Below are 22,509 nucleotides of genomic sequence, written 5' to 3' on the forward strand. Positions count from 1 at the left end.
TTAGGCCGTTTGATATCGACCGCGAGCCAAACGGGGTAGGGGAAATACATCATGCCGTCCTTCGAATTGCTGACAGCCTTTTTCATAACCACCGCCTTGTTCGCCTATATCCCCGGTCCGGCCATGCTTTATGCGGCGGCGCAGACCATGGCGCGCGGACGGTTTGCCGGGCTGATGGCGGTGCTTGGAATCCATGTCGGCTGCTATTTCCACATTTTCGCCTCTGCGGCAGGGCTTTCGGTGCTGTTTCAGGCCGTCCCGTGGCTTTATCTCGCTGTGAAGCTCTGCGGCGCGCTTTATCTCGTCTGGCTCGGCTTCTCGATGCTGCGCAGCAAGCTTGAAGGCGAGGCGGTCAATCTGACCATCGAGCCGAAATCGGCCCGCCGCGCCTTTATCGACAGCATCATTGTCGATGTGCTCAATCCGAAGACGGCGCTGTTCTTTCTGGCCTTCCTGCCGCAATTCGTGGACCCTGCGGCGGCCTTTCCGGTCTGGCTGCAATTGCTGATCCTCGGCATCGCCGTCAATTTCATTTTTTCCTCGGCCGATCTTGTCGGCGTGCTTCTCGCAGGCGCCATGGTTGGGCGTTTGAAGCGTTCCGGGGCGGTGCAGGTGCTCGCTCGACGCGCTGCCGGAACGGTGCTGATGGGGCTTGGCGTCCATCTCGCCTTCCAGAAAACCTGATTGTCGCGAAGCCGCGCCGGGAGGCGTGAAACCCGGCCAAATGCCCCGCAAACGCGGCCTCTTGCGCCGCTGACACATGAAATTACTTGCCAAAAATGGCCAGCCGTGGTTTGACCGCCGCAAAAGCCGGTATGATCCGGCATTAAGCTTTTCAGGAAAATATCATGTCCAAACCCCATCTTCTTATCGTGGAAGCACGTTTTTACGACGATATGGCGGATGCCCTTCTCGAAGGCGCGAAATTCGCGCTCGATGAGGCTGGCGCCACCTATGATGTCATCACCGTTCCCGGCGCGCTGGAAATCCCCGCCGCCATCGCCATGGCGCTTGACGGTGCTGACAATGACGGCACGGAATATGACGGTTTCGTTGCGCTCGGCATGGTAATCCGCGGCGAGACCTACCACTTCGACATCGTCTCCAACGAATCCTCCCGCGCCCTGATGGATCTCGCCGTCAGCGAATCGCTGCCGATCGGCAACGGCATCCTCACCGTCGAGAATGACGAACAGGCATGGGCGCGCGTGCGCCGTTCCGACAAGGACAAGGGCGGTTTCGCGGCGCGTGCGGCGCTGACGATGATCGAGCTGAAGAAAAAACTGGGTGGCTGAACGCATGTCGAATGTTGAAAATGGCGGCGAACCGCGCCAGCCTTCGGTAAAGCCCGCCAACCAGCGCGGCGCGGCCCGCCTTGCGGCCGTGCAGGCGCTTTACCAGATGGATGTCGGCGGAACCGGCGTTATGGAAGTCGTGGCCGAATACGAGGCGCACCGTCTCGGGCAGGAAGTCGACGGCGATACCTATCTGAAGGCCGACCCGTCCTGGTTCCGTTCCATCGTTTCCGGCGTCGTCCGCGATCAGACGAAGATCGACCCGCTGGTTCGCTCCGCCCTTCTGGAAGACTGGCCGCTGTCGCGCCTCGATGCCACCGTGCGCGCCATCCTGCGTGCAGGCACTTTCGAGATTCTGGAGCGCAAGGACGTGCCGGTCGCCGTCATCGTCACGGAATATGTCGAAATCGCCCGTGCTTTCTTTGAACACGACGAGCCGAAGCTGGTGAATGCGGTACTTGACCGCATTGCCAAGCAGGTGCGCGGCGAGGCAAAACGCTAAAAAAACTTAGGTGAGGAAGACATGAGCGCCGTTTCCGTCCCCGGACTTGAAGTTCAACTGGACGAGGCGAAGCGCAACGTCTTTCTCCTCACCATCGCGCAGGCGATCATGGGATCGGCTGCGCCCCTGAGCTTTTCGGTCGGCGCTCTTGCCGGCTATCAGCTGCTCGGCGCGGATAAGTCGCTGGCGACCGCGCCTCTCACCGGTTTCAATATCGGCGTTGCGCTCGGCGCGATCTGCGTGGCGGCTGCATCCCGCTTCCTTGGCCGCAAGGCAGGCTTCATGGTCGGCGCGCTGATGTGCTCCATCGGCGGCGGCATTGCCGCCGTGGCGCTTTTCCGTTCGGATTTCTGGCTGTTTGCCGTCGGCCTGCTGCTGATCGGCATTTCCGGCGGTTTTACCCAGAAGATCCGCTTCGCAGCGGCCGACGCCTCTCCATCCTTCTACAAGCCGAAGGCGATCTCCTGGATTCTGGCGGGCGGCATCATTTCCGCTATCGTCGGGCCTCAACTCGCCATCTTCGGCAAGGATTTGCTTGCGCCGGTCACCTTTGCCGGCGCTTTTCTGGCGCTCGTTCCGCTCGGCCTCGTTTCGATCGCCATTCTGGCGTTTCTGAAATTGCCCGATCCCAAGGCGGCTGCCGCCCATGTCGAATCGGTAAGGCCGCTGTCGGAAATCGTCCGCACGCAGCGTTTCGTCACCGGCATGATCTGCGGCATCGGTTCCTATGCCCTGATGACCTTCATGATGACCGGCGCACCGCTCGCCATGGTGGTCGGCTGCGGTTTCCCCACCGAACTCGCCACGCTCGGCATCCAGTGGCACGTGCTCGCCATGTTCGGCCCGAGCTTCTTCACCGGCATGCTGATTTCCCGATTCGGTTCGGAAAAAATCGTCGCGGCGGGCCTCATCGTGCTGATGGCCTGCGCCATCGTCGCCCATATGGGCATAGAGCTGTGGAATTTCTGGGCGGCGCTCATCCTGCTCGGCCTAGGCTGGAATTTCGGCTTCATCGGCGCAACCGCCATCATCACCTCCAGCTACCGCCCGCATGAGGCGGACAAGGTGCAGGGTTTCCACGATATCGTGCTATTTGGCACCGTGGCGCTGTCATCCTTCTCTTCCGGCAAGGTGTTTACGGCCTGGGGCTGGTCGGTGATGAACCTCGTCATCTGGCCGGTTGCCGGGCTTTGCCTCCTGCTTGTCCTGTCACTTGTCCTGACAAGCCGCAAAAAAGCAGCCTGAGTCGCGCGCCGCACTCTACTCCTTTCAAGTTTCAGGCAAATTTGTGGGCTTGACGCGGCACCTCGCGCCAACGCAATCTCCGCTCCGAGGACATTTTTCCTTGGGAGGGGAACAAATGCCCAAGACGGGATTTGGGACAGGCCGTCCGCATCTCCCTGCACAAGGTTTCGCCACGCCGGGGAGGGAGTGAGACCCGGCCTTTTGGGAGGTAAGTGCGCATGACCGTAATACCCATAGTAATTTTATGCGGTGTCCTGTCCGTGGTTTACGCGGTATGGGCCACCAAAAGCGTTCTCGATGCCGATCAGGGCAACGAGCGTATGCGTGAAATAGCAGGTTTTATCCGTGAAGGTGCGCAGGCTTATCTCACCCGTCAATATCTCACCATCGCCATCGTCGGACTGATCGTCGCCATTCTGGCCTGGTATCTTCTGTCATCCATGGCGGCCATCGGCTTCCTCGTCGGCGCGGTGCTTTCAGGCGTCGCCGGCTTCGTCGGCATGCATGTCTCCGTGCGCGCCAATCTGCGCACCGCGCAGGCCGCCTCGCACAGCCTTTCCGCCGGTCTCGATATCGCCTTCAAGTCGGGCGCCATCACCGGCATGCTGGTGGCGGGTCTCGCGCTGCTCGGCGTCTCCATCTATTATTTCATCCTCACCTCGGTGATGGGCCATCCGGCCGGCTCGCGTGAGGTGATCGATGCGCTGGTGTCGCTCGGCTTCGGCGCATCGCTGATCTCCATCTTCGCCCGCCTCGGCGGCGGCATCTTCACCAAGGGTGCGGATGTCGGCGGCGATCTCGTCGGCAAGGTGGAGGCCGGTATTCCCGAGGACGATCCGCGCAACCCGGCAACCATCGCCGACAATGTCGGCGACAACGTCGGCGATTGCGCCGGCATGGCCGCCGACCTCTTCGAGACCTATGCCGTATCTGTCGTCGCGACCATGGTTCTCGCCGCGATATTCTTTGCCGGAACGCCGATACTGGAAAGCGCCATGGTCTATCCGCTGGCGATCTGCGGCGCCTGCATCCTGACCTCGATTGCCGGCACCTTCTTCGTGAAGCTCGGCACCAACAATTCCATCATGGGGGCGCTCTACAAGGGCCTGATCGCCACCGGTGTCTTCTCGGTTGCGGGTCTTGCGGTCGCCACTCATGCCACGGTCGGCTGGGGAGTGGTGGGCACGGTAGCCGGCATGGAAATCACCGGCACCAATCTCTTCTTCTGCGGATTGGTCGGCCTCGTCGTGACGGCGCTGATCGTCGTCATCACCGAATATTATACCGGCACCAACAAGCGGCCGGTCAACTCCATCGCCCAGGCGTCTGTCACCGGCCATGGCACCAACGTCATCCAGGGCCTTGCGGTCTCGCTGGAATCGACGGCGCTGCCGGCCATCGTCATCGTTGGCGGCATCATCGGAACCTACCAGCTCGGCGGCCTGTTCGGCACTGGCATCGCGGTCACCGCCATGCTCGGCCTCGCCGGCATGATCGTGGCCCTCGACGCCTTCGGCCCGGTCACGGACAATGCTGGCGGTATCGCCGAAATGGCCGGTCTCGATCCTGACGTGCGCAAGGCGACCGATGCCCTGGACGCTGTCGGCAACACCACCAAAGCCGTCACAAAGGGTTACGCCATCGGTTCTGCCGGTCTCGGCGCACTGGTGCTGTTCGCCGCCTATGCCAATGACCTCTCCTATTTCGCCGCCAATGGCGACACCTATCCCTACTTCAAGGATATGGGCGAGATTTCCTTCAGCCTCGCCAATCCTTACGTCGTTGCGGGCCTGCTGTTCGGCGGCCTCATCCCCTATCTCTTCGGCGGCATCGCCATGACGGCGGTGGGCAAGGCGGCAAGCTCGATCGTCGAGGAAGTACGCCGCCAGTTCCGCGAAAAGCCCGGCATCATGGCCGGAACGGAAAAGCCTGATTACGGCAAGGCCGTGGATCTGCTGACACGGGCGGCGATCAAGGAAATGGTCATCCCGTCGCTCCTGCCGGTTCTGGCGCCGCTTGTCGTTTATTTCGGCGTGCTGGCCATTTCCGGCTCCAAGGCGTCGGCCTTCGCAGCACTTGGCGCATCGCTGCTTGGCGTCATCATCAATGGCCTCTTCGTGGCGATTTCTATGACCTCCGGTGGCGGCGCATGGGACAATGCCAAAAAGAGCTTCGAAGACGGTTTCATCGATAAGGACGGCGTGCGCCACGTCAAGGGTTCGGACGCCCACAAGGCGTCGGTGACGGGCGATACGGTCGGCGATCCCTACAAGGATACCGCCGGTCCAGCCGTCAACCCGGCGATCAAGATCACCAATATCGTGGCGCTGCTGCTGCTGGCGGTTCTTGCCCACTGAGGGCTTAGGTTCCGACAAATGAAAAAGGCCCGGGGAGCGATCCCCGGGCCTTTGAATTTTCCGTTTCTTCTTCCGATCAGGGGGTGTTGTTGCCCTGACCCAGAATGCTCTTGGCGATATTGGCGCCGGAGGTGCCGCCGGAAAGCAGCTGCTGCAGGAAGGTGAGGTCCTTGCCGCCCGTCGGTGTGGTGCGCGAAATCGTGTCGAAGACCTTGCCGTCCTGCAGCGTATAGTTGGCCTTGCGCTCGATCACGCCGTCCTTGTTGAAGTAGATCGCGAGAATGTTCTGCTCGACCAGCGCCGGCTTCATGAAGGCCGCGCGGCGCACGCGCTTCTGCGAGATGTAATAGAAAACCTCGTTGCCGAAGGTCGCGGTGGTGGAGGGCGTGCCCATGGTCAGCAGAACCTGCTCGCGGCTCGAACCTTCCGGGATCAGCTGGAGCGACTGCTCGTCCATGACATAGCCGTTATGGAACACATCGGTCGTGCTGCTGCAGGCGGAAAGCAGGCCGGATGCGAGCACGATTGCGATGGCGGTCTTGCTCAGAACATTGCCGTGACTTGCGGATTTCTGCTTGCTCAACTGCTTTTCCCCGACTGCGATCATGAATGGCACCTTCCGGCATTGCGTGGTGCACAGTGTCTGTGCACATGATTGTGTCAATCCGGGGACGGAAAATCCCGGTCACTCCCCAAATTCAATGCTTTCCCGGTCTTTTGGAACTCCTCCGGTTCTCTTCGACTGTTTCAGGCGAAAGACGAACGTGACCGCGACAGCATTGCAATTCGTGGATGCTTCGGTAAACCAGCTTTGACGATCATGCAACAAGTGCGATGGGCGGTAAGCGAATTCACCCGTCCCGTTCGGAAAAAAAAACGATGATATTCGGGCTGTTCAAGAAGAAAAACAACAATCGCGCCATTGTCGACCGGCAATATGCGACTTTGACGGCCGCTGCCCGCACGCCCGCTTTCTATCTCGATCTCGGTGTTCCCGATACGGTCATGGGCCGCTTCGAGATGCTGTCGGTCATCATGATTCTCTATTTCCGCCGCACCAAATCCTCCGATGTCAGCGGGCAGGAAATTGCCCAGGAGATCGTCGACGCCTTTTTTCAGGACCTCGATCATTCCATCCGCGAACTGGGAATCGGCGATCAGGGCGTGCCGAAACGCATGAAGAAATTCGCCGGCATGTTCTATGGGCGGCTCGAATCCTATGCGGCGGCGCTGGATGCTTCCGACCGCGTTGCCCTTGCCGCAGCGCTCCGGCGCAATATATATCCGCAGGTAGATGAGAAGGCGCCCGAGATGGAGGGGCTGGCAGGCTGGATGATGGACGCATCCACGCAACTTGCCACCCAGTCCGAAGACACAATAGCAACCGGAAGCCTGACGCTGCCCTTGCCTGGACGATGAGGTTCACGATGAACGCGCGACACCCTGCAAATGACGACCTGCCTTTTTCCTATCCCGTAAAGGTAGGCCATATTTCCGCCAATCCGGTCAGGATTGGTCTCGAAGCCAGTGCCGAGGAACTGAAGGCGCTGGCGAAATTCTGGAATGTGGTTTCCGTCGAATATCTGAAGGCGGAGCTGCAGGTTTCCCGCTGGAAGAAGGATGGCGTGAAGATCAAGGGCGAAGTGCATGCGGCGGTAACGCAATCCTGCGTCGTCACGCTGGAGCCGATCTCGAGCAAGATCGACGAGCCAGTCGAGCAGATTTTCGTTCCGGAAGGTTCGAAACTGGCGCGGATGGTGACCAATGAGGAAGGCGAGATCGTGCTCGACCCCGACGGCCCGGATATTCCCGACCAGTTCACCGGCGACAGCATCGATGTCGGCGCCGTGGTCGCGGAATTTGCGGCGCTCGCGATCGATCCCTATCCGCGCAAACCGGATGCGGAATTTGCCGAAGCGGTCGAAAAAGAGCCTGAAGAAGAAAAGCGCCCGTCGCCCTTTGCCGTGCTCAAAGATTGGAAAAAAGACTGAATGGCCCCGTTGGGCTGAAATAATTTTATTGTAACGAAGGCCGGAAAAGGTATTTTCGCGCAAAACCGCTGATTGGCGGGAAGAAGGATAAGGGACGAGTGATCAGAATTGCAATTGACGTCATGGGTGGCGATTTCGGCCCAGATGTTGCCATACCCGGTGCCGCCAAGGCGCTTGAACGGCACAACGATGTAACTTTTCTGCTCTACGGGCAGAAGAGCAAATGCGACCCCATTCTGGCACAATATCCCGCACTTCGGGAAAAGTCGGTCTTCCACGATTGTGAAGTCTCGGTCAGCATGGACGAGAAGCCGAGCCAGGCGCTGCGCCGTGGCCGCTACGTCTCCAGCATGTGGCGCGCCATCGAGGCCGTGAAGCTCGGCGAGGCGGATGTCGCCGTTTCCGCCGGCAATACCGGCGCGCTGATGGCCATGGCGAAATTCTGTTTGCGCACCATGGCGCGAGTGGAACGCCCGGCAATCGCCGGCATCTGGCCAACGCTGAAGGGCGAAAGCATCGTGCTCGACATCGGCGCGACCATCGGCGCCGATTCCCAGCAGCTTCTGGATTTCGCCCTGATGGGCGGCGCCATGGCGCGCGCGCTCTTCGATATCGACCGTCCGACCGTTGGCCTGCTCAATGTCGGCGTCGAGGAGGTCAAGGGTCAGGAAGAGGTGCGTGAGGCCGGGCGTCTCATTCGCGAGGCTGATCTCGCCACCATCGATTATCGCGGTTTCGTCGAAGGCGACGATATCGGCAAGGGCACGGTGGACGTGGTGGTGACCGAAGGTTTCACCGGCAACATTGCACTCAAAGCGGCCGAAGGCACGGCGCGCCAGATCACCACGCTGCTGCGTGAGGCGATCTCCCGCAGCTTCTTTGCCAAGATCGGCTATATTCTGGCGAAAAGTGCCTTTGACGTACTCAGGGAAAAGATGGACCCCCGCAAGGTCAATGGCGGCGTGTTTCTCGGCCTGAACGGCATTGTCATCAAGAGCCATGGCGGCACGGATGCCCTCGGTTTTGCCTCCGCCGTCGATGTCGGCTACGACATGGTCCACAACGGCCTGACGGCCAAGATTGAAAATGATCTGAAGATTTACCACGCAAGACGGCTTCCGCCCCCGGCGCCCGAAGCTCTCGTGGCTGACGAGGAATAAGGGAATGATCCGCTCTATAGTTCGTGGTTTCGGGGCAGCGCTTCCGAAGCGTGTCATGACCAACAGCGAAATCGAAGGCGTCGTCGAGACGTCAGACGAATGGATCGTGCAGCGCACTGGCATCAAGCAGCGCTATATCGCCGGCGAAGGTGAAACCACCGCGTCGCTCGGCGAAGCGGCGGCGCGCGCCGCGCTCGATAATGCCGGCCTGACGCCCGACGATATCGACCTCATCATTCTGGCCACCTCGACCCCGGATAATACCTTTCCGGCAACGGCGGTGAACATCCAGAACCGGCTGGGCATGACCCATGGTTTCGCCTTCGACATGCAGGCCGTCTGCTCCGGTTTCGTTTATGCCGTATCGACCGCCGATCTCTATATTCGCGGCGGCATGGCCAAGCGCGTTCTGGTGATCGGCTCCGAAACCTTCTCCCGCATCCTCGACTGGAAGGACCGCACCACCTGCGTTCTCTTCGGCGACGGCGCCGGCGCGCTGGTTCTGGAGGCCGGCGAAGGCGAGGGCACCTCCGCCGATCGCGGCATCCTGACGGCGCAGCTTCGCTCCGACGGCTCGCACAAGGAAAAGCTCTATGTCGATGGCGGACCTTCCACCACAGGCACGGTCGGTCATCTGCGCATGGAAGGCCGGGAAGTGTTCAAGCACGCCGTCGGCATGATCACCGACGTCATCGAACAGGCCTTCGAGGCGACGGGCACGACGTCCGACGATCTCGACTGGCTGGTTCCGCATCAGGCCAACAAGCGCATCATCGACGGTTCGGCAAAGAAGCTCAACATCGACCCGGAAAAGGTCGTGATCACCGTCGATCAGCACGGCAATACCTCGGCCGCCTCCATTCCGCTGGCGCTCGCCGTTGCCGCCGGTGACGGACGCATCAAGAAGGGCGATCTGGTCATGCTGGAGGCCATGGGCGGCGGCTTCACCTGGGGCGCGGTGCTGCTGCGCTGGTAAAGGCCTGATTTCCGCGTTTGCCGGGGCGATGGCGCGAAATCGGTTGTGATTTTCGCGCTCTCGCCCCGATTGGAAGCGCCGGAGCGGCCCGAGGCTGTGTCAAAACCGTATCAGTCGCTCTAAGCCCTTGCACTGATTGCCGAAAGCCTCAAATGAATCTGGAACAATCCCTTGACCGGTCGCCACAAGGGAAATAATCTCGGCGGCTCCTAGAGAAGAGTTCAGACACGGTTTGTGGGGAAAAATGGCCGGGAAGACAGTGACACGCGCAGATCTTGCAGAATCTGTGTTTCGTAAAGTCGGGCTGTCCCGCACCGAATCCGCCGAGCTGGTCGAAACGATCATCGACGAAATATGCAACGCGATCACCCGCGGCGAAGTCGTCAAGCTCTCTTCCTTCGCAACTTTCCAGATCAGGGAAAAGAACGAGCGCATCGGCCGCAACCCGAAGACGGGTGAGGAAGTTCCGATTTCGCCGCGCCGCGTCATGACCTTCAAGGCCTCGAACGTGCTGAAGCAGCGCATTCTGAAGGCCCATACGGCCCGCAAGGCCAAGCAGAAGGGCCAGAAGGCGGGGGCATAATCCCTCACTCAAGGTCGGAGCGACACGCCTTTTTTGCCGTATCGCAAGCCTTTTCCCCATTCTTCTTGTGAACATACTTGAATTTCAACGTGCAAGCCGTTGAAATCCAGTCGACTCACATCATAATCATTTTAGTGATTTGTATCTCGCCGCGACGGCGTCGGCGCGGGGTCGTAACCGACTTTGCGTGGTGTTTGACCGGCGGGTGAAAAGCGTTCTCGTTCAGTGTCCGGCCGGATGCATGGCGCTCCGGTTCGGATGGGAGTGGAAATTTGGATAAAAGCCCCGACGCGTTTCGGACGATCAGTGAAGTGGCGGATGAGCTGAACCTGCCGCAGCATGTGCTGCGTTTCTGGGAAACACGCTTTCCGCAGATCAAGCCGATGAAACGGGGCGGGGGCCGCCGTTATTACCGTCCTGACGATATCGATCTCCTGAAGGGCATTCGTCACCTTCTTTATGACCATGGCTACACCATCAAGGGTGTACAGAAGCTGCTGAAAGCCAATGGCAACCGCTTCGTGGCGGCCATCGCCTCCGGTGATCTCGCGACCATGGAAGCCATCATGGCGGCGAGCGGTGAAAAGGAAGTCGCCGAACCGCGTGTCGTCGATAGCGATGGGGACGAGGTCGTCGGTCGCCCGAAGGCCAAGCCAAGCGGCCGTTTTTTCGGCTTCGGCGGTGGCGGCGGCGATGCGGAAATATCGGTCGGCAAGTCGAGCATCGGCAAGGACGATCAGGCGCTTTTGCAGGAAGCCCTGTTCGATCTCCTCGAATGCAAGCGCCTTCTCGATCAGGTTCGCTGAGGGTTTATCCACAGCTCATTTGCGTGCGTTCCATTCGGGAAATCGAGAAAACAAGGGGTTAGGGCGTTTTCCCGATTCTCTGAAAAACGAAAACGCCCGGCAATGCCAACCTTTCGGAAACTCCTTTGGCCGATAATGCGGCTCCGTAAAAAGGAGTCCGATCGTGAGCAATCGAAAATCGACAGCACGACGCCGCACGGCGAAGAAATCGGGTGGCGGCAGCGTTTGGCCCTGGGTGCTGATGCTGGGCGTCGTTGCCGGCGGCATTCAGGCTTACGAACATCGCGACAGTCTTTTGCCGCAGCGTCATGTTGCAAAGGCGACATCTCCGGCTACGAGTTCTTCGAAAGTCGCGACGGCGGCCAAACGCGATTCCGTCACGCCGGAAAAAGTGGCGTCCATTCGCCCCGCATCGCCGGCTCTGCCCGGCAACGGCCCGGTGCCGCCGCGCCCGATCGCCATGCCATCCGTCTCGCAGCCGAGCCAGGTCGCCGCTATCCTGCCGGAAACCCGTCCTTCGGTCGAAAAAATCTCGCTCGGTGAAAAAAGCGGTACATTTGCCTTTTGCGGTCGTTCCGGCCTCAACAATTGCGTGGCCGATGGCAACACCTTCTGGATGAAGGGCGTGAAAATGCAGCTTGCCGGCATAGAAGTGCCGCAGATCGACCGGGCGCGCTGCATGGAAGAGCGCCAGCGCGGCTTCGTCGCGAAGGTCAGGCTTCGCGACATGCTGAATGCCGGCGCCTTCGATGTGGGGTCCTCCGCTGCTGTGGGTGGGCAAGCCACGGAACGCAAACGGCTTTCGCGTTCGGGCGTATCCTTCGCCGATCAACTCGTGCGGGAAGGGCTCGCGCATCCGGCATCGGCAAAAAATCAGTCCTGGTGTGGCTAAAGCGTTCTCGCTTTTCTTCGAATCGGAAAAACGTTCCAGCTCTTTGTTTGCCGCATTTCCGGACGGAAAACCGGGTTCCACTTTTCCTGGAAATGCTCCGAGGCCCCGTTGACCGAAACGGTTCGGCCTGTGTAGATGAGGCTCAGTCGTGTTTGGGACCGGCCCCAATGCCGGGCGCCAGAAGCATGACGATTTTTTGCAGCGCCCCGACCGAAACGGTAAGCGGCGCGGCAATGCGGACGTGGCGAAATCGGTAGACGCAGCAGACTTAAAATCTGCCGACCATTGGTCTTGCGGGTTCAAGTCCCGCCGTCCGCACCACTTTTTTCCCCTGACTTATCGTCTGTGTCCACCTTCTGAGCCGGCGTAAAACACCCGTTCACGTGCACGGCATCGTCACTTGAAAATCATCAAAAAGAACCTATTGACCTTGCCACGATGGGAAGCCCTATCTTTTTTTTAACACAGAAAAGAGGGGTCATACGCATGTCACAAATGGAGATCCGGGCGAGCCATCAGATTGCGATCGATGGCATGACATGCGCCTCCTGTGTCGGACGCGTGGAAAAGGCGATTGCCAAGGTGCCGGGCGTTCTGAAAGCATCGGTCAATCTGGCAACGGAACGTGCCGACATTTCCTTTTCCGGACCGCCGGATGTGCCGGCCGTTATCGAGGCGGTGTGGCAGGCCGGTTACAGCGTCGAAGAGAAAACCATCGAACTCGATATTGAGGGCATGACCTGCGCCTCCTGCGTCGGACGTGTCGAAAAGGCGTTGAAGGCCGTATCCGGTGTTTCCGGTGCAAGCGTCAATCTGGCGACGGAACGTGCCACCATCCGCGTCGCCGGCAACGCCGCCTCTGCGGCCAATCTGGCGGATGCCATCAAACGGGCGGGCTATAAGGCGAATGAGGTTGTTGCCGACAAAGCCACGGATGGAGAGCAGGACAAGCGCGAGGCGGAACTGCGCAGCCTCAAAATCAGCCTCGCCGTCGCCGTTGTTCTGACGCTACCGGTTTTCGTGCTGGAAATGGGGTCGCATCTGGTGCCCGCCATCCATGATTTCGTGATGGAAGCGGTCGGCATGCAGGAAAGCTGGTATCTGCAATTTGCGCTGACGACGCTGGTTCTGTTCGGGCCCGGCCTTCGTTTCTTCAAGAAAGGCATACCCGCACTTCTGCGGCTGGCGCCGGACATGAATTCGCTTGTTGTGCTGGGCACCGCCGCCGCCTGGGGATTTTCGGTTGTCGCAACCTTCATGCCGAAAATCCTGCCGAGCGGCACGGCCAATGTCTATTACGAGGCGGCGGCGGTCATCGTCACGCTCATCCTCCTCGGACGGTTCCTCGAAGCGCGTGCCAAAGGCCGCACCAGCGAGGCGATAAAGCGGCTGGTCGGCCTGCAGGCCAAGTCCGCCCGCGTGCTGCGCGATGGCGAAACCATCGATGTGCCGTTGCAGGATGTGCGCACCGGCGATGTGATCGTCGTTCGCCCCGGCGAGAAAGTACCGGTCGATGGGCTGGTCCTCAGCGGCTCTTCCTATGTCGATGAATCGATGATCACGGGCGAACCGGTGCCGGTCACCAAGGCGGCGGGTTCCGAAGTCGTCGGCGGCACGGTCAACCGCAACGGTTCTTTCACCTTCCGCGCCACCAAGGTCGGCGCCGATACGCTGATCGCCCAGATCATCCGCATGGTCGAGGAGGCGCAGGCCGACAAGCTGCCCATTCAGGCGCTGGTGGACAAGGTGACCAACTGGTTCGTGCCGGCGGTGATGCTGGCAGCGCTCGCTACCTTCATCGTCTGGTTCATGTTCGGGCCCGATCCGGCCTTGACCTTCGCGCTCGTCAATGCGGTTGCGGTGCTCATCATCGCCTGTCCCTGCGCCATGGGCCTTGCCACGCCGACCTCGATCATGGTCGGCACCGGCCGCGCCGCCGAAATGGGCGTGCTGTTCCGCCGCGGCGATGCGCTCCAGACGCTCCGCGATGCCGATGTGATCGCCGTCGACAAGACCGGCACCCTGACGCTCGGCAAGCCGAAACTGGTGCATTTTACCACGACAGAGGGCTTCGATGCGGATGAGGTGTTGCGCCTCGTCGCCTCGCTGGAGAACCATTCCGAACATCCGATTGCTGAAGCGATCGTCGAGGCTGCGAAACATGGCGGCCTGACGCTTGCCGATGCGGAAGGCTTCGAGGCAACCCCCGGATTTGGTGTTGCAGCCATGGTCGACGGCCGCAGGGTGGAAGCGGGCGCGGACCGGTTCATGACCAAGCTCGGTTACGATGTCGCGATGTTCGCAGCCGATGCCGAGCGGCTGGGCAGGGAGGGGCAGTCGCCGCTTTACGCCGCCGTCGATGGCAGGTTGGCTGCGATCGTCGCGGTTGCCGATCCGGTCAAGCAGACGACCCCGGAAGCGATTGCGGCGCTGCATGCGCTCGGCCTCAAGGTCACGATGATCACGGGTGACAATCGCCGCACCGCTGAAGCTATTGCCCGTCGGCTTGGCATTGACGAGGTTGTTGCGGAAGTGCTGCCCGACGGCAAGGTGGAGGCCGTCAAGAGGCTTGCCGTCGGCGGGCGACGTGTCGCCTTTGTCGGCGATGGCATCAACGATGCGCCGGCGCTGGCCGCGGCCGATGTCGGCCTCGCCATCGGCACGGGCACGGATGTCGCCATTGAAAGCGCCGATGTGGTGCTGATGTCCGGCGATCTGCGCGGTGTGGCCAACGCCATCGCGCTCTCCAAGGCCACGATCCGCAATATCGGCCAAAACCTGTTCTGGGCCTTCGCTTACAATGCCGCTCTCGTTCCGGTGGCGGCCGGAATATTGTATCCTGTCAACGGCGTTCTGCTGTCGCCTGTCCTTGCCGCCGGAGCCATGGCGCTTTCAAGCGTCTTCGTATTGACGAACGCGCTGCGCCTGAAAAGCTTCCGCGCGCCGCTGGTGGACAGATCGTCCGGCATGCAGCTCGCAGCGGCCGAATAGGAGGCGAACATGATGACGCCTGGCAACACAATCTATCTGCCGCAGATCGGACGCAGCATCATGGCGGCGCAGGGTGAGACCGTGCTTCAGGCCGCATTGGCCGCAGGGGTCACCTATCCGCATGGCTGTCGCATGGGCCGCTGCGGCGCCTGCAAATCTCATCTCATTTCCGGCGAAATCGATCTTCTCAAGCATACACCCTTCTCCTTGACCGAAGAGGAAAAAGCCGATGGCCTGACGCTTGCCTGCCGGGCCGTGCCGTTGAGCGATATGACGATCAGCTGGCTCGACGGGGCGGATGAGATCGCCGATATTCCGACCGGCCGCTTTGAGGGCGTGGTTGCGGAGGCGGTGGATGCCACGCATGATATCAAGCTCATCCGCATCCGGCTTGACGATCGCGGGCAGTTTACCTTCAAACCCGGACAATATGTGCGCCTGCTTTATCCTGACTGTTCGCCGCGCGATTATTCCATTGCCAGCAGGGTGGATGAGGAACTGATTGAATTCCACATCCGGCATGTTCCCGGCGGCATGACGAGCGGCCGCATCTTCTCGCTCGCAAGCGCGGGTGATCCCGTCACGATAGTCGGGCCTTTCGGCTCTTCGTTCCTGCGGGAAAAACATTGCGGGCCGATCCTCGGTATTGCCGGCGGTTCGGGGCTCGCTCCCGTCAAAGCGGTTGTCGAGGCGGCGCTCGCAACGGGCCGCGAACGACCGGTTCATGTCTATTTCGGCGCGCGCGCCGAGCGTGATCTCTATATGCTCGACCGCTTCGGCGATCTTGTCGCGCGGCATGGCAATCTGAGTTTCGTTCCGGTTCTCTCGCATGAGGAACATGCCGATATCCGGTGCGGTTATGTCGGTGCGGCCGTGGCGGATGATTTCGACGATCTCGATGGCTGGAAAGCCTATATTGCAGGCCCGCCGGCCATGATCGAGGCGACGGTGCCGCAGCTTCTGGCGCGCGGCATGCGCACCGCCGACATTCATGCAGACGTGTTTTTCACCCCGGAAAGATAGGAGCAGGATCGATGAATATTGGCACAGCCGCCACCGCATCCGGTGTTTCTGCGAAGATGATCAGGCATTACGAGACAATCGGCCTGATCAAATCGGCAAACCGTACGGAGTCCGGATACAGGGTCTATACGGCCAATGATCTGGAAACGCTGCGTTTCATCCGGCGCGGACGAGATCTCGGTTTTTCCATCGAAAAGATCAGGCAGCTCATGACGCTCTGGCGCGATCCGGGCGGCGCCTCCTGCGATGTCAAACGCATCGTCATGGAACATGTCGTCGATCTGGAAGCAAAGATGCATACGCTTCGCGAGATGGCCGACACGCTGCGAAATCTTGCAACCTATTGCCCTGACAACGGTGAGCCGGATTGCCCGATCATCCATGATCTCGCCCATGCCGAGGATATCGATTTTACGACCGTGGCCATCGTGCCCAAGCGCACCGGAATGCTGAAGGGCACCTCCGGTCCGGTGATGGATCTACAGCGCCCGGTGAAATAAGCGGCCGTTTTCCGTTTGGGAAACGGGCGTGGATTGCAGTGCAGACGCCAATTGTGGTGAAGGAGACCAAGCCATGTGGATACAGATAATACAGCGCTTCCTTATTCTGTGCCTGATGCTGGCGATCGTGTCCGTCATCGCGTTTCTTTTGCCCTATATGGCGGGCGGCGATCCGGCCCGCACCATTCTCATGTCGCGCATGCGCGATACGGCGCTCGATCCGCATGCGGTCGAGGCGCTCAGGGTCAGCCTCGGGCTGGACCGCCCGCTCTATGTGCAATATTTCGCATGGTTGTCGGGCGCGCTGCGGGGCGACCTCGGATTTTCCTTCACCAGCAGCCAGCCGGTCGCCGCCGAGCTTTTGCGATCGCTCTGGGTGTCGGTGACGCTGGCGCTGACGGCGCTGGCGGTCGCGGTGGCCGTCGCCCTGCCGCTCGGCACCCTGGCGGCGATGCGTCCCGGCGGTCGGCTGGACAATTTTGCGACGCTGATGATCCAGACCTTCGTTGCAACGCCCGAATACTGGTTTGCGCCCATGTCGGCGCTGGTCTTCGCGCTCTATCTCGGCTGGTTACCCTCGGCCGGATGGGATAGCTGGCGTTCGCTGGTGCTTCCCGCCCTGACCCTGACGTTGCGGCCGCTTGCCTATTTCACCCAGGTGACGCGCGCGGCAATGGCCGAGGTGCTGCGCGCGCCCTATATCACGGCGGCCCGCAGCCGCGGTCTCGGCATGCATGGCACGGTCATGCGCCACGGTATCCGCAACGGCTCGCTGCCGGTGGTCACCTTCTTCGCCCTGTGGCTTGCCGGCCTGCTTGGCGGATCGGTGGTCGTGGAGGTGATCTTCGCCATTCCCGGCATGGGCCGGCTTCTCTACGACGCCGTGGTCAATCGCGATATTCCGATGCTGCAGGGCGGTTTCATTTGCATCGTGGCGCTCTCCATCCTGATCAATACCCTGGCCGACAGCTTTTATGTCCTGATCAATCCAGCAATGCGAGCTCACCATGACCATTAGCCACTTCCCGAGCGCGTCTGCCGCCGCCATGCCGATGACCACGCCCAAGCGCCCTTCGAACCTCGCCCGGTTCACGGATTTCATCCGACGTCGGCACTGGACCTTCTATGCGGGATCGGCGATTTTTCTCGTCATCATCCTGCTGCTGGTGATCGCACCGTGGATTTCGCCCTATGATCCGGCAAAGCAGAGCCTTCGGCTCAGGCTGAATGCGCCGAGCGCCGCCTATTGGCTTGGGACGGACCATCTCGGGCGCGATGTCTTGAGCCGGCTGTTGATCGGCGGCCGCTTCACGGTCACGATTGCCGCCATCACCGTCATTCTGTCGGTCGTGATCGGAACCTTCATCGGCATCATCAGCGGCCGCAGCCGTGGCATCCTCGACGAAGTGCTGATGCGCATCGTGGACCTGCTCATCGCCATACCGGACGTGGTGATCGCGATTTTCCTCGTCGCCATTTTCGGTCCGGGATATGGCACGCTGATCGCGTCGCTGACCATCGTTGGCTGGACACCTTTTGCGCGGCTGGCGCGGGGGCTGACGCTCTCGATCAATTCCCGCGAATATATCCGCGCGGCAGAGGTGCTCGGCTGCACACGGCGCTTCATCATCTTCCGGCATATCATTCCCAACACGATCTGGCCCATTGCGGCCGTGGCGTTCCTGCGCTTTGGCCACAAGCTGATCACGGTGGGCGGATTGTCGTTTCTGGGCCTTGGCGTACAGCCGCCGGCCGCCGACTGGGCGCTGATGCTGGCCGATGCGCAGGCTTACGCGGAGCGGATGCCCGTTCTCGTCATCGCACCGGGTCTGGCGATTTTCCTGGCGGCGCTCAGCGTGACGTGGATCGGCCATGGCCTTAACCTGGAAACGAAAAAAACCAACGGTCATTGACGCCTGCCAACGGGCAATGGTCGATTTGACGATTGTCAAACATAGATGACGCAACGGAACCGGAAGGAGAGTAATATCGTCTGAAGCCGCATGAAGAATACGCAATGCCTCCGATTCAATAAAAATAAGGGGAACTCTTATGAATATCGAAGGACAAACGCTTGCCAATACGGCCATGTCCCCTGAATGCGCACCGCTTCTGGAGATAGAAGACCTGCACGTTTCCGTGCCGGCGCAAAATGGCCGCAAGTTTGTTATTTCGGGCCTGACGCTTTCCGTCAACGCCGGAGAAGTCGTCGCTCTCGTCGGCGAATCCGGGTCGGGCAAGAGCATGACGGCGCTGTCGCTAATGCGGCTTTTGCCGCAGGGCGCGGAAATCAATTCCGGCCGTATTTCCTTTGCCGGGCGCGATATTCTCGCTCTTTCATCTTCCGAACTCGATGCGCTGCGCGGCGCAGATATCAGCATGCTGTTCCAGCAGCCGCAGGCCATGCTCGACCCGACCAGTCGGGTGAGGACGCAGGTGGCGGAGCCGCTCTGGATTCACCGTAAAATGAGCCGGCACGCCGCACTTAACCGGGTCGTCGGTCTGCTGTCGGACGTCGGCATTCCCGATCCTTCGGCGCGGGCGCAGTGCTTTGCGCATGAGCTTTCCGGCGGCATGGCACAACGTGTGATGATTGCGGCCGCACTCTCCGGCAATCCGCAGCTTTTGATCGCCGACGAACCGACGACGGCGCTTGATGTCACCGTCCAGGCACAAATCCTGCGCCTGCTCGACGACGAGCGCCGCAAGCGCCGGCTTGCCACGCTGCTCATCACGCACGATCTCTCGGTCGTTGCCGCCTTCGCGGACCGGATCGCGGTCATGTATGCCGGCCGCATCGTCGAGGAGGGGCCGACCCAGGCGATCCTCAAGGCGCCGCAGCACCCCTATACCAAGGCGCTCATCAGCTGTTCGCTTTTGACCACCGACAGCGAGGGGCAATTACTGACGATCCCCGGCTCCAGTGCACAGGCCCATGACATGTCCTGCGGCTGCCGGTTTCATCCGCGCTGCGCGCTTGCCAATTCGGCAGGCATGAGCGGCCGCTGCATGGCCTCGGAACCGGATCTGAATGCCTTGCCCGAAGGGCGCAAGGCGCGGTGCTGGGCGGTCGGTCACGACCATGCCAACCACGATCATACCGGTCACGATCATGCCGGTCACACGGTCTGCTGAGGGAGGGCGACGATGCTAGCGACAGCGACGACACAGACCCCGCCATCGGCGGAAAACGGCAAGCGGCCCTTCGTGGTCGCGAAGAACCTCTGCAAATATTATCCCATATCGGGCTTCGGTCACCGTGTGGTGAAATCCGTCGACGATGTTTCCCTGACGATCGGCGAGGGGGAAGTGCTTGGTCTCGTCGGTGAATCCGGATGCGGCAAAAGCACGGTTGCCGGGCTGATTACGCGGCTGACCCACGCAACGAAAGGCGAGGTCAGCATCGGGCAGAACGATATGCTGCACATGCAGGGCGAGGCGCTTCGGCGTATGCGCCGGGTCGTGCAACTGGTGTTTCAGGACCCTTATTCCGCACTCGATCCGCGCATGCGTATCGGCCAGAGCATGGAAGCGCCGCTTGCCCAACATGGCATCGGCACGCGTGAGGAGCGCACGGCCCGGGTTTTCCGGATGCTGGAAGAGGTCGGCCTGGATGGCTCTTTTTACGATCGGTATCCGAGCCAGTGTTCCGGCGGCCAGTTGCAGCGCGTCGTCATCGGCCGTGCGCTGCTCCTCAATCCGAGCTTCCTTGTCTGCGACGAGCCGACATCGGCGCTCGACGCCTCGATGCGCACGCAGATCCTGAACCTTCTGATGGACATGAAGCGCCGTCACGGTTTGACGGTTCTGATGATTTCCCACGATCTGCGCGTGGTGCGTTATCTCTGCGATCGCATCGCCGTGATGTATCTCGGACGCGTCGTTGAAATCGCCGACCGGGAGGAACTTTTCCGGGCGCCGAAGCACCCCTATACCAAGGCTCTCATAGCATCGTCGATGCTGGACGAGACGGGGTTATATGCACCGGAGATGCTTCTGGACGGCGATCTGCCGAGCCCTCTCAATCCTCCGAACGGCTGCAAATTCCATACCCGCTGCAAATATGCGACCGAGATATGCGGCGAGGTGGAACCCGTTCTGGAAGGCGTTTCCGGCGAGCATTTCGCGCGCTGCCATCGCTGGCGGGAATGGGGCTGACGGACAACGCAGTTACAGTTTTCTGTTGCCGTAAAAACAGATGAATTGTGTGTTTGCGGATTAATATCGGAATAAAATTCCGAGTACAAAACGTAAAATAGATAATATTCGAATGGATAATCGAGAGATATCCATAGGGTATTCTTATTGCCTTTGTAATGATTGAGTGAAATTTCGTGAAAATATACGAATTGTGAGCGTTGTCATCAAAAATAAAAGGGGAATATTCTATGATGAAGCACGCACTTTTGGCGTCATGCGCCATTGTGGTTTCGTTTGGAACGCATGCGGCAGAGGCCGCCACGATTACCTATGACGATAATTTCGGTGTGAAGACCGGCTGGCAGATGGCTTCCGACGACGCCTATCTCGGCTCGCGTGCGGGTTGTTTCGAAAGCCTGGTGCGTGTCGGTTATGACATGAAGCTGGAGCCAAGCCTCGCCGAGTCCTGGAAGCAGACTGATCCCAAGGTGTGGGAATTCAAGCTGCGCAAGGGCGTCAAGTTCCAGAACGGCGAACCGCTCGATGCCAAGGCCGCGGTCAATGCACTCAGCAATCTCTTAAAAGCACCCGTGCCCGCCCGTGCCTTCTCTCCGAAGCTGATTGCCGCCGTCGAAGCTGGCGGCGATGATGTGGTGAAGATCACGACGATCGAACCCTCTGTGCTGCTGCCGGCGCAGATGGCAAGCCCCGCCACCTCCATCCTTGCTCCATCCGCCTATAAGGACGGCAAGGTCGATCCGATCGGAACCTGCACCGGACCTTTCAAGATCAGCGAGGTCGATCCCAGCCAGCATATGGTTCTGACGGCCAATCACGACTATTGGGGCGGTATGCCGAAACTTTCCGGCGGCCGTGTCAATTTCGTGCCCGATGCCGACACACGCGCCACCCAGGTTCGAACCGGGGAAGCGCAGGTTTCGCGGCTCGTGCCGCCATGGACGGTCAAGACCATCGAATCCACCGATGGCGTCAAGGTCGCGCCAATCCCGTCGCCGCGTATCACCGAGTTGCTGCTGAACAATTCAAAGCCGCCTTTCAACAATATCAAGGTGCGCCAGGCGATCCAGGCCGCCATCGATACGGGTGGTATCGCCGAGAGTATCTATGAAGGCGTGGTCAAGGGCGCGACCATGCCTTTTGCGGCCGGCGAACCATGGGCTGCAAAGGAAACCAAACCCGCCTATGACGTGGAAAAAGCCAAGGATCTGCTGAAAGAGGCGGGCGTTGCACCCGGCAGCCTGAAGGTGACGCTCCTTGCCTATACCGCAAAGACCGAACTCAAGGACGTCGCGGCGATCATCCAGGCGCAGTTGCAGGAAATCGGCATCAAGGTCGATGTCCGCGTTGCCGATTACAGCGCCATCGAGCCCGATATGCTGGCCGGCAACTTCGACATGGCGCTGCTGTCTCGCGGTTACGCCACCGATGTCGCCGAACCGGCCGGTTTCCTGAATGCCGACTACACCTGCGGCGGCAGCTACAACATTTCGCATTATTGCAATGCGGAGACGGACAAGCTGATCAAATCCGCCTATTCGGCGGGTGAACCCGCCAAGCGTTACGCCATTTACGGCGAAGCGGCGAAGAAGATTTATGACGAAGCCGTCTCCGTCTTCCTCATCCACGAGACCGTGTTCGACGCCTATTCGGCAAAGCTCGAAAACTACAAGCCGCATCCGCTGAACTATTTTGTCATGACCAAGGATCTGGCAACGAAGTAAGTTGGTGTGATGGTGCTGATTGAGAGGGACCCGGCTCGCAAGAGCCGGGTCTTTTTGTGATAAAGCCCCTGAACCTCTCCTCCGTCATTCCGGCCCTGAGCCGGAATCCAGCCGACGTGCGTCTGTACGGCGGGAAGACTCCTTTAAACCCAAGGACTTGGGCTGGCTGGATTCCGGCTCAAGGCCGGAATGACGGAGGAGGGGAACAGACAGCTTCACAAGGCCGGTGTGACGGCATGTGGATGATTCGCTTTATTAAACTGGAAAAATCTCCTCCGTTATCCCTGATCGAAAGGGAGAGGGCAT

21 protein-coding genes and 1 tRNA gene are annotated in these 22,509 nt (G+C 60.1%); 21 read left to right on the forward strand and 1 reads right to left on the reverse strand.

The features are described 5' to 3' along the window. Nucleotides 1-51 precede the first annotated feature (51 nt). From ACQZ60_RS05740 to ACQZ60_RS05760, 5 genes are all read left to right on the forward strand, one after another. On the forward strand, nt 52-684 hold the full coding sequence (locus ACQZ60_RS05740; protein WP_020809944.1) for a LysE family translocator: 633 nt from the start codon (nt 52-54) through the stop codon (nt 682-684). A 164-nt stretch (nt 685-848) separates the two neighbouring features. Continuing rightward, complete coding sequence (locus ACQZ60_RS05745; protein ID WP_020809943.1) at nt 849-1,295, forward strand: 6,7-dimethyl-8-ribityllumazine synthase; 447 nt, start codon at nt 849-851, stop codon at nt 1,293-1,295. Nucleotides 1,296-1,299: 4 nt separating this feature from the next. Then, the gene (nusB, locus tag ACQZ60_RS05750; RefSeq protein WP_004441180.1) at nt 1,300-1,797 is read left to right on the forward strand and encodes a transcription antitermination factor NusB; all 498 of its coding nucleotides are present in this window, start codon (nt 1,300-1,302) and stop codon (nt 1,795-1,797) included. A 21-nt stretch (nt 1,798-1,818) separates the two neighbouring features. Continuing rightward, nucleotides 1,819-3,042: an MFS transporter gene (locus ACQZ60_RS05755; protein WP_020809941.1), complete on the forward strand. Its 1,224-nt coding sequence runs from the start codon at nt 1,819-1,821 to the stop codon at nt 3,040-3,042. Between the two features lie 218 nt (nt 3,043-3,260). Further along, entirely contained in the window at nt 3,261-5,399 is a 2,139-nt protein-coding gene (locus ACQZ60_RS05760) for a sodium-translocating pyrophosphatase (RefSeq protein WP_035261631.1), read from the forward strand. 76 nt (nt 5,400-5,475) lie between these two features. Here ACQZ60_RS05760 and ACQZ60_RS05765 read toward each other — a convergent pair whose 3' ends face one another. Continuing rightward, nucleotides 5,476-6,006 (reverse strand): outer membrane protein assembly factor BamE, encoded by a 531-nt coding sequence (locus ACQZ60_RS05765; RefSeq protein WP_003520808.1) that lies wholly within the window; start codon nt 6,004-6,006, stop codon nt 5,476-5,478. A 272-nt stretch (nt 6,007-6,278) separates the two neighbouring features. Here ACQZ60_RS05765 and ACQZ60_RS05770 point away from each other — a divergent pair, with 272 nt between their 5' ends. The 16 genes from ACQZ60_RS05770 to ACQZ60_RS05845 all read left to right on the forward strand — a co-directional run bounded on the left by ACQZ60_RS05770 (nt 6,279) and on the right by ACQZ60_RS05845 (nt 22,203). Then, nucleotides 6,279-6,818 carry a ubiquinol-cytochrome C chaperone family protein gene (locus tag ACQZ60_RS05770; RefSeq protein ID WP_269830786.1) on the forward strand — a complete coding sequence of 180 codons (540 nt, stop codon included), beginning with the start codon at nt 6,279-6,281 and terminating at the stop codon, nt 6,816-6,818. An 8-nt stretch (nt 6,819-6,826) separates the two neighbouring features. Beyond that, nucleotides 6,827-7,390 carry a YceD family protein gene (locus ACQZ60_RS05775; RefSeq protein WP_448734896.1) on the forward strand — a complete coding sequence of 188 codons (564 nt, stop codon included), beginning with the start codon at nt 6,827-6,829 and terminating at the stop codon, nt 7,388-7,390. A gap of 98 nt (nt 7,391-7,488) precedes the next feature. Continuing rightward, entirely contained in the window at nt 7,489-8,550 is a 1,062-nt protein-coding gene (gene plsX, locus ACQZ60_RS05780; protein WP_003520811.1) for a phosphate acyltransferase PlsX, read from the forward strand. Nucleotides 8,551-8,554: 4 nt separating this feature from the next. Then, nucleotides 8,555-9,526: a beta-ketoacyl-ACP synthase III gene (locus ACQZ60_RS05785; RefSeq protein WP_059752548.1), complete on the forward strand. Its 972-nt coding sequence runs from the start codon at nt 8,555-8,557 to the stop codon at nt 9,524-9,526. Nucleotides 9,527-9,770: 244 nt separating this feature from the next. Next, nucleotides 9,771-10,109 carry an integration host factor subunit alpha gene (locus tag ACQZ60_RS05790; RefSeq protein WP_003502236.1) on the forward strand — a complete coding sequence of 113 codons (339 nt, stop codon included), beginning with the start codon at nt 9,771-9,773 and terminating at the stop codon, nt 10,107-10,109. A gap of 272 nt (nt 10,110-10,381) precedes the next feature. After that, nucleotides 10,382-10,915, forward strand: a complete 534-nt coding sequence (locus ACQZ60_RS05795; protein WP_448734897.1) for a MerR family transcriptional regulator — start codon at nt 10,382-10,384, stop codon at nt 10,913-10,915. A 163-nt stretch (nt 10,916-11,078) separates the two neighbouring features. Beyond that, on the forward strand, nt 11,079-11,807 hold the full coding sequence (locus ACQZ60_RS05800; protein WP_448734898.1) for a nuclease: 729 nt from the start codon (nt 11,079-11,081) through the stop codon (nt 11,805-11,807). Nucleotides 11,808-12,042: 235 nt separating this feature from the next. Beyond that, nucleotides 12,043-12,128, forward strand: a tRNA-Leu gene (locus tag ACQZ60_RS05805). A gap of 165 nt (nt 12,129-12,293) precedes the next feature. Next, nucleotides 12,294-14,798 carry a heavy metal translocating P-type ATPase gene (locus tag ACQZ60_RS05810; RefSeq protein ID WP_448734899.1) on the forward strand — a complete coding sequence of 835 codons (2,505 nt, stop codon included), beginning with the start codon at nt 12,294-12,296 and terminating at the stop codon, nt 14,796-14,798. A gap of 12 nt (nt 14,799-14,810) precedes the next feature. Beyond that, nucleotides 14,811-15,821, forward strand: a complete 1,011-nt coding sequence (locus ACQZ60_RS05815) for a 2Fe-2S iron-sulfur cluster-binding protein (protein ID WP_269830969.1) — start codon at nt 14,811-14,813, stop codon at nt 15,819-15,821. A gap of 11 nt (nt 15,822-15,832) precedes the next feature. Next, nucleotides 15,833-16,321, forward strand: coding sequence for a Cu(I)-responsive transcriptional regulator (cueR, locus tag ACQZ60_RS05820; RefSeq protein ID WP_003520818.1), 489 nt, complete (start codon nt 15,833-15,835; stop codon nt 16,319-16,321). A 73-nt stretch (nt 16,322-16,394) separates the two neighbouring features. After that, complete coding sequence (locus tag ACQZ60_RS05825) at nt 16,395-17,339, forward strand: ABC transporter permease (protein ID WP_020810438.1); 945 nt, start codon at nt 16,395-16,397, stop codon at nt 17,337-17,339. Continuing rightward, nucleotides 17,329-18,234 (forward strand): ABC transporter permease, encoded by a 906-nt coding sequence (locus ACQZ60_RS05830; RefSeq protein ID WP_020810437.1) that lies wholly within the window; start codon nt 17,329-17,331, stop codon nt 18,232-18,234. Before ACQZ60_RS05825 ends, ACQZ60_RS05830 begins: the two co-directional genes overlap by 11 nt. Before the next feature lie 139 nt (nt 18,235-18,373). Next, nucleotides 18,374-19,456 (forward strand): ABC transporter ATP-binding protein, encoded by a 1,083-nt coding sequence (locus ACQZ60_RS05835; protein ID WP_020810436.1) that lies wholly within the window; start codon nt 18,374-18,376, stop codon nt 19,454-19,456. 12 nt (nt 19,457-19,468) lie between these two features. Then, a complete protein-coding gene (locus ACQZ60_RS05840) occupies nt 19,469-20,479 on the forward strand; it encodes an ABC transporter ATP-binding protein (RefSeq protein ID WP_003520823.1) in 1,011 nt (336 codons plus the stop codon). A gap of 230 nt (nt 20,480-20,709) precedes the next feature. Further along, nucleotides 20,710-22,203, forward strand: coding sequence for an ABC transporter substrate-binding protein (locus ACQZ60_RS05845; RefSeq protein WP_020811120.1), 1,494 nt, complete (start codon nt 20,710-20,712; stop codon nt 22,201-22,203). Nucleotides 22,204-22,509: the final 306 nt, after the last annotated feature.

It is taken from the genome of Agrobacterium sp. 22-223-1 (assembly GCF_053522385.1).

Excerpts from the sequence above, each read along its gene's own strand:
- ACQZ60_RS05765 (WP_003520808.1), bottom strand. The coding sequence starts at position 6,006 with ATGATCGCAGTCGGGGAAAAGCAGTTGAGCAAGCAGAAATCCGCAAGT.
- ACQZ60_RS05770 (WP_269830786.1), top strand. The coding sequence starts at position 6,279 with ATGATATTCGGGCTGTTCAAGAAGAAAAACAACAATCGCGCCATTGTC.
- ACQZ60_RS05825 (WP_020810438.1), top strand. The coding sequence starts at position 16,395 with ATGTGGATACAGATAATACAGCGCTTCCTTATTCTGTGCCTGATGCTG.
- ACQZ60_RS05815 (WP_269830969.1), top strand. The coding sequence starts at position 14,811 with ATGACGCCTGGCAACACAATCTATCTGCCGCAGATCGGACGCAGCATC.
- ACQZ60_RS05755 (WP_020809941.1), top strand. The coding sequence starts at position 1,819 with ATGAGCGCCGTTTCCGTCCCCGGACTTGAAGTTCAACTGGACGAGGCG.
- ACQZ60_RS05785 (WP_059752548.1), top strand. The coding sequence starts at position 8,555 with ATGATCCGCTCTATAGTTCGTGGTTTCGGGGCAGCGCTTCCGAAGCGT.
- cueR (WP_003520818.1), top strand. The coding sequence starts at position 15,833 with ATGAATATTGGCACAGCCGCCACCGCATCCGGTGTTTCTGCGAAGATG.
- ACQZ60_RS05810 (WP_448734899.1), top strand. The coding sequence starts at position 12,294 with ATGTCACAAATGGAGATCCGGGCGAGCCATCAGATTGCGATCGATGGC.
- ACQZ60_RS05740 (WP_020809944.1), top strand. The coding sequence starts at position 52 with ATGCCGTCCTTCGAATTGCTGACAGCCTTTTTCATAACCACCGCCTTG.
- ACQZ60_RS05790 (WP_003502236.1), top strand. The coding sequence starts at position 9,771 with ATGGCCGGGAAGACAGTGACACGCGCAGATCTTGCAGAATCTGTGTTT.
- nusB (WP_004441180.1), top strand. The coding sequence starts at position 1,300 with ATGTCGAATGTTGAAAATGGCGGCGAACCGCGCCAGCCTTCGGTAAAG.
- ACQZ60_RS05835 (WP_020810436.1), top strand. The coding sequence starts at position 18,374 with ATGAATATCGAAGGACAAACGCTTGCCAATACGGCCATGTCCCCTGAA.
- ACQZ60_RS05775 (WP_448734896.1), top strand. The coding sequence starts at position 6,827 with ATGAACGCGCGACACCCTGCAAATGACGACCTGCCTTTTTCCTATCCC.
- ACQZ60_RS05845 (WP_020811120.1), top strand. The coding sequence starts at position 20,710 with ATGATGAAGCACGCACTTTTGGCGTCATGCGCCATTGTGGTTTCGTTT.
- ACQZ60_RS05760 (WP_035261631.1), top strand. The coding sequence starts at position 3,261 with ATGACCGTAATACCCATAGTAATTTTATGCGGTGTCCTGTCCGTGGTT.
- ACQZ60_RS05745 (WP_020809943.1), top strand. The coding sequence starts at position 849 with ATGTCCAAACCCCATCTTCTTATCGTGGAAGCACGTTTTTACGACGAT.
- ACQZ60_RS05840 (WP_003520823.1), top strand. The coding sequence starts at position 19,469 with ATGCTAGCGACAGCGACGACACAGACCCCGCCATCGGCGGAAAACGGC.
- ACQZ60_RS05830 (WP_020810437.1), top strand. The coding sequence starts at position 17,329 with ATGACCATTAGCCACTTCCCGAGCGCGTCTGCCGCCGCCATGCCGATG.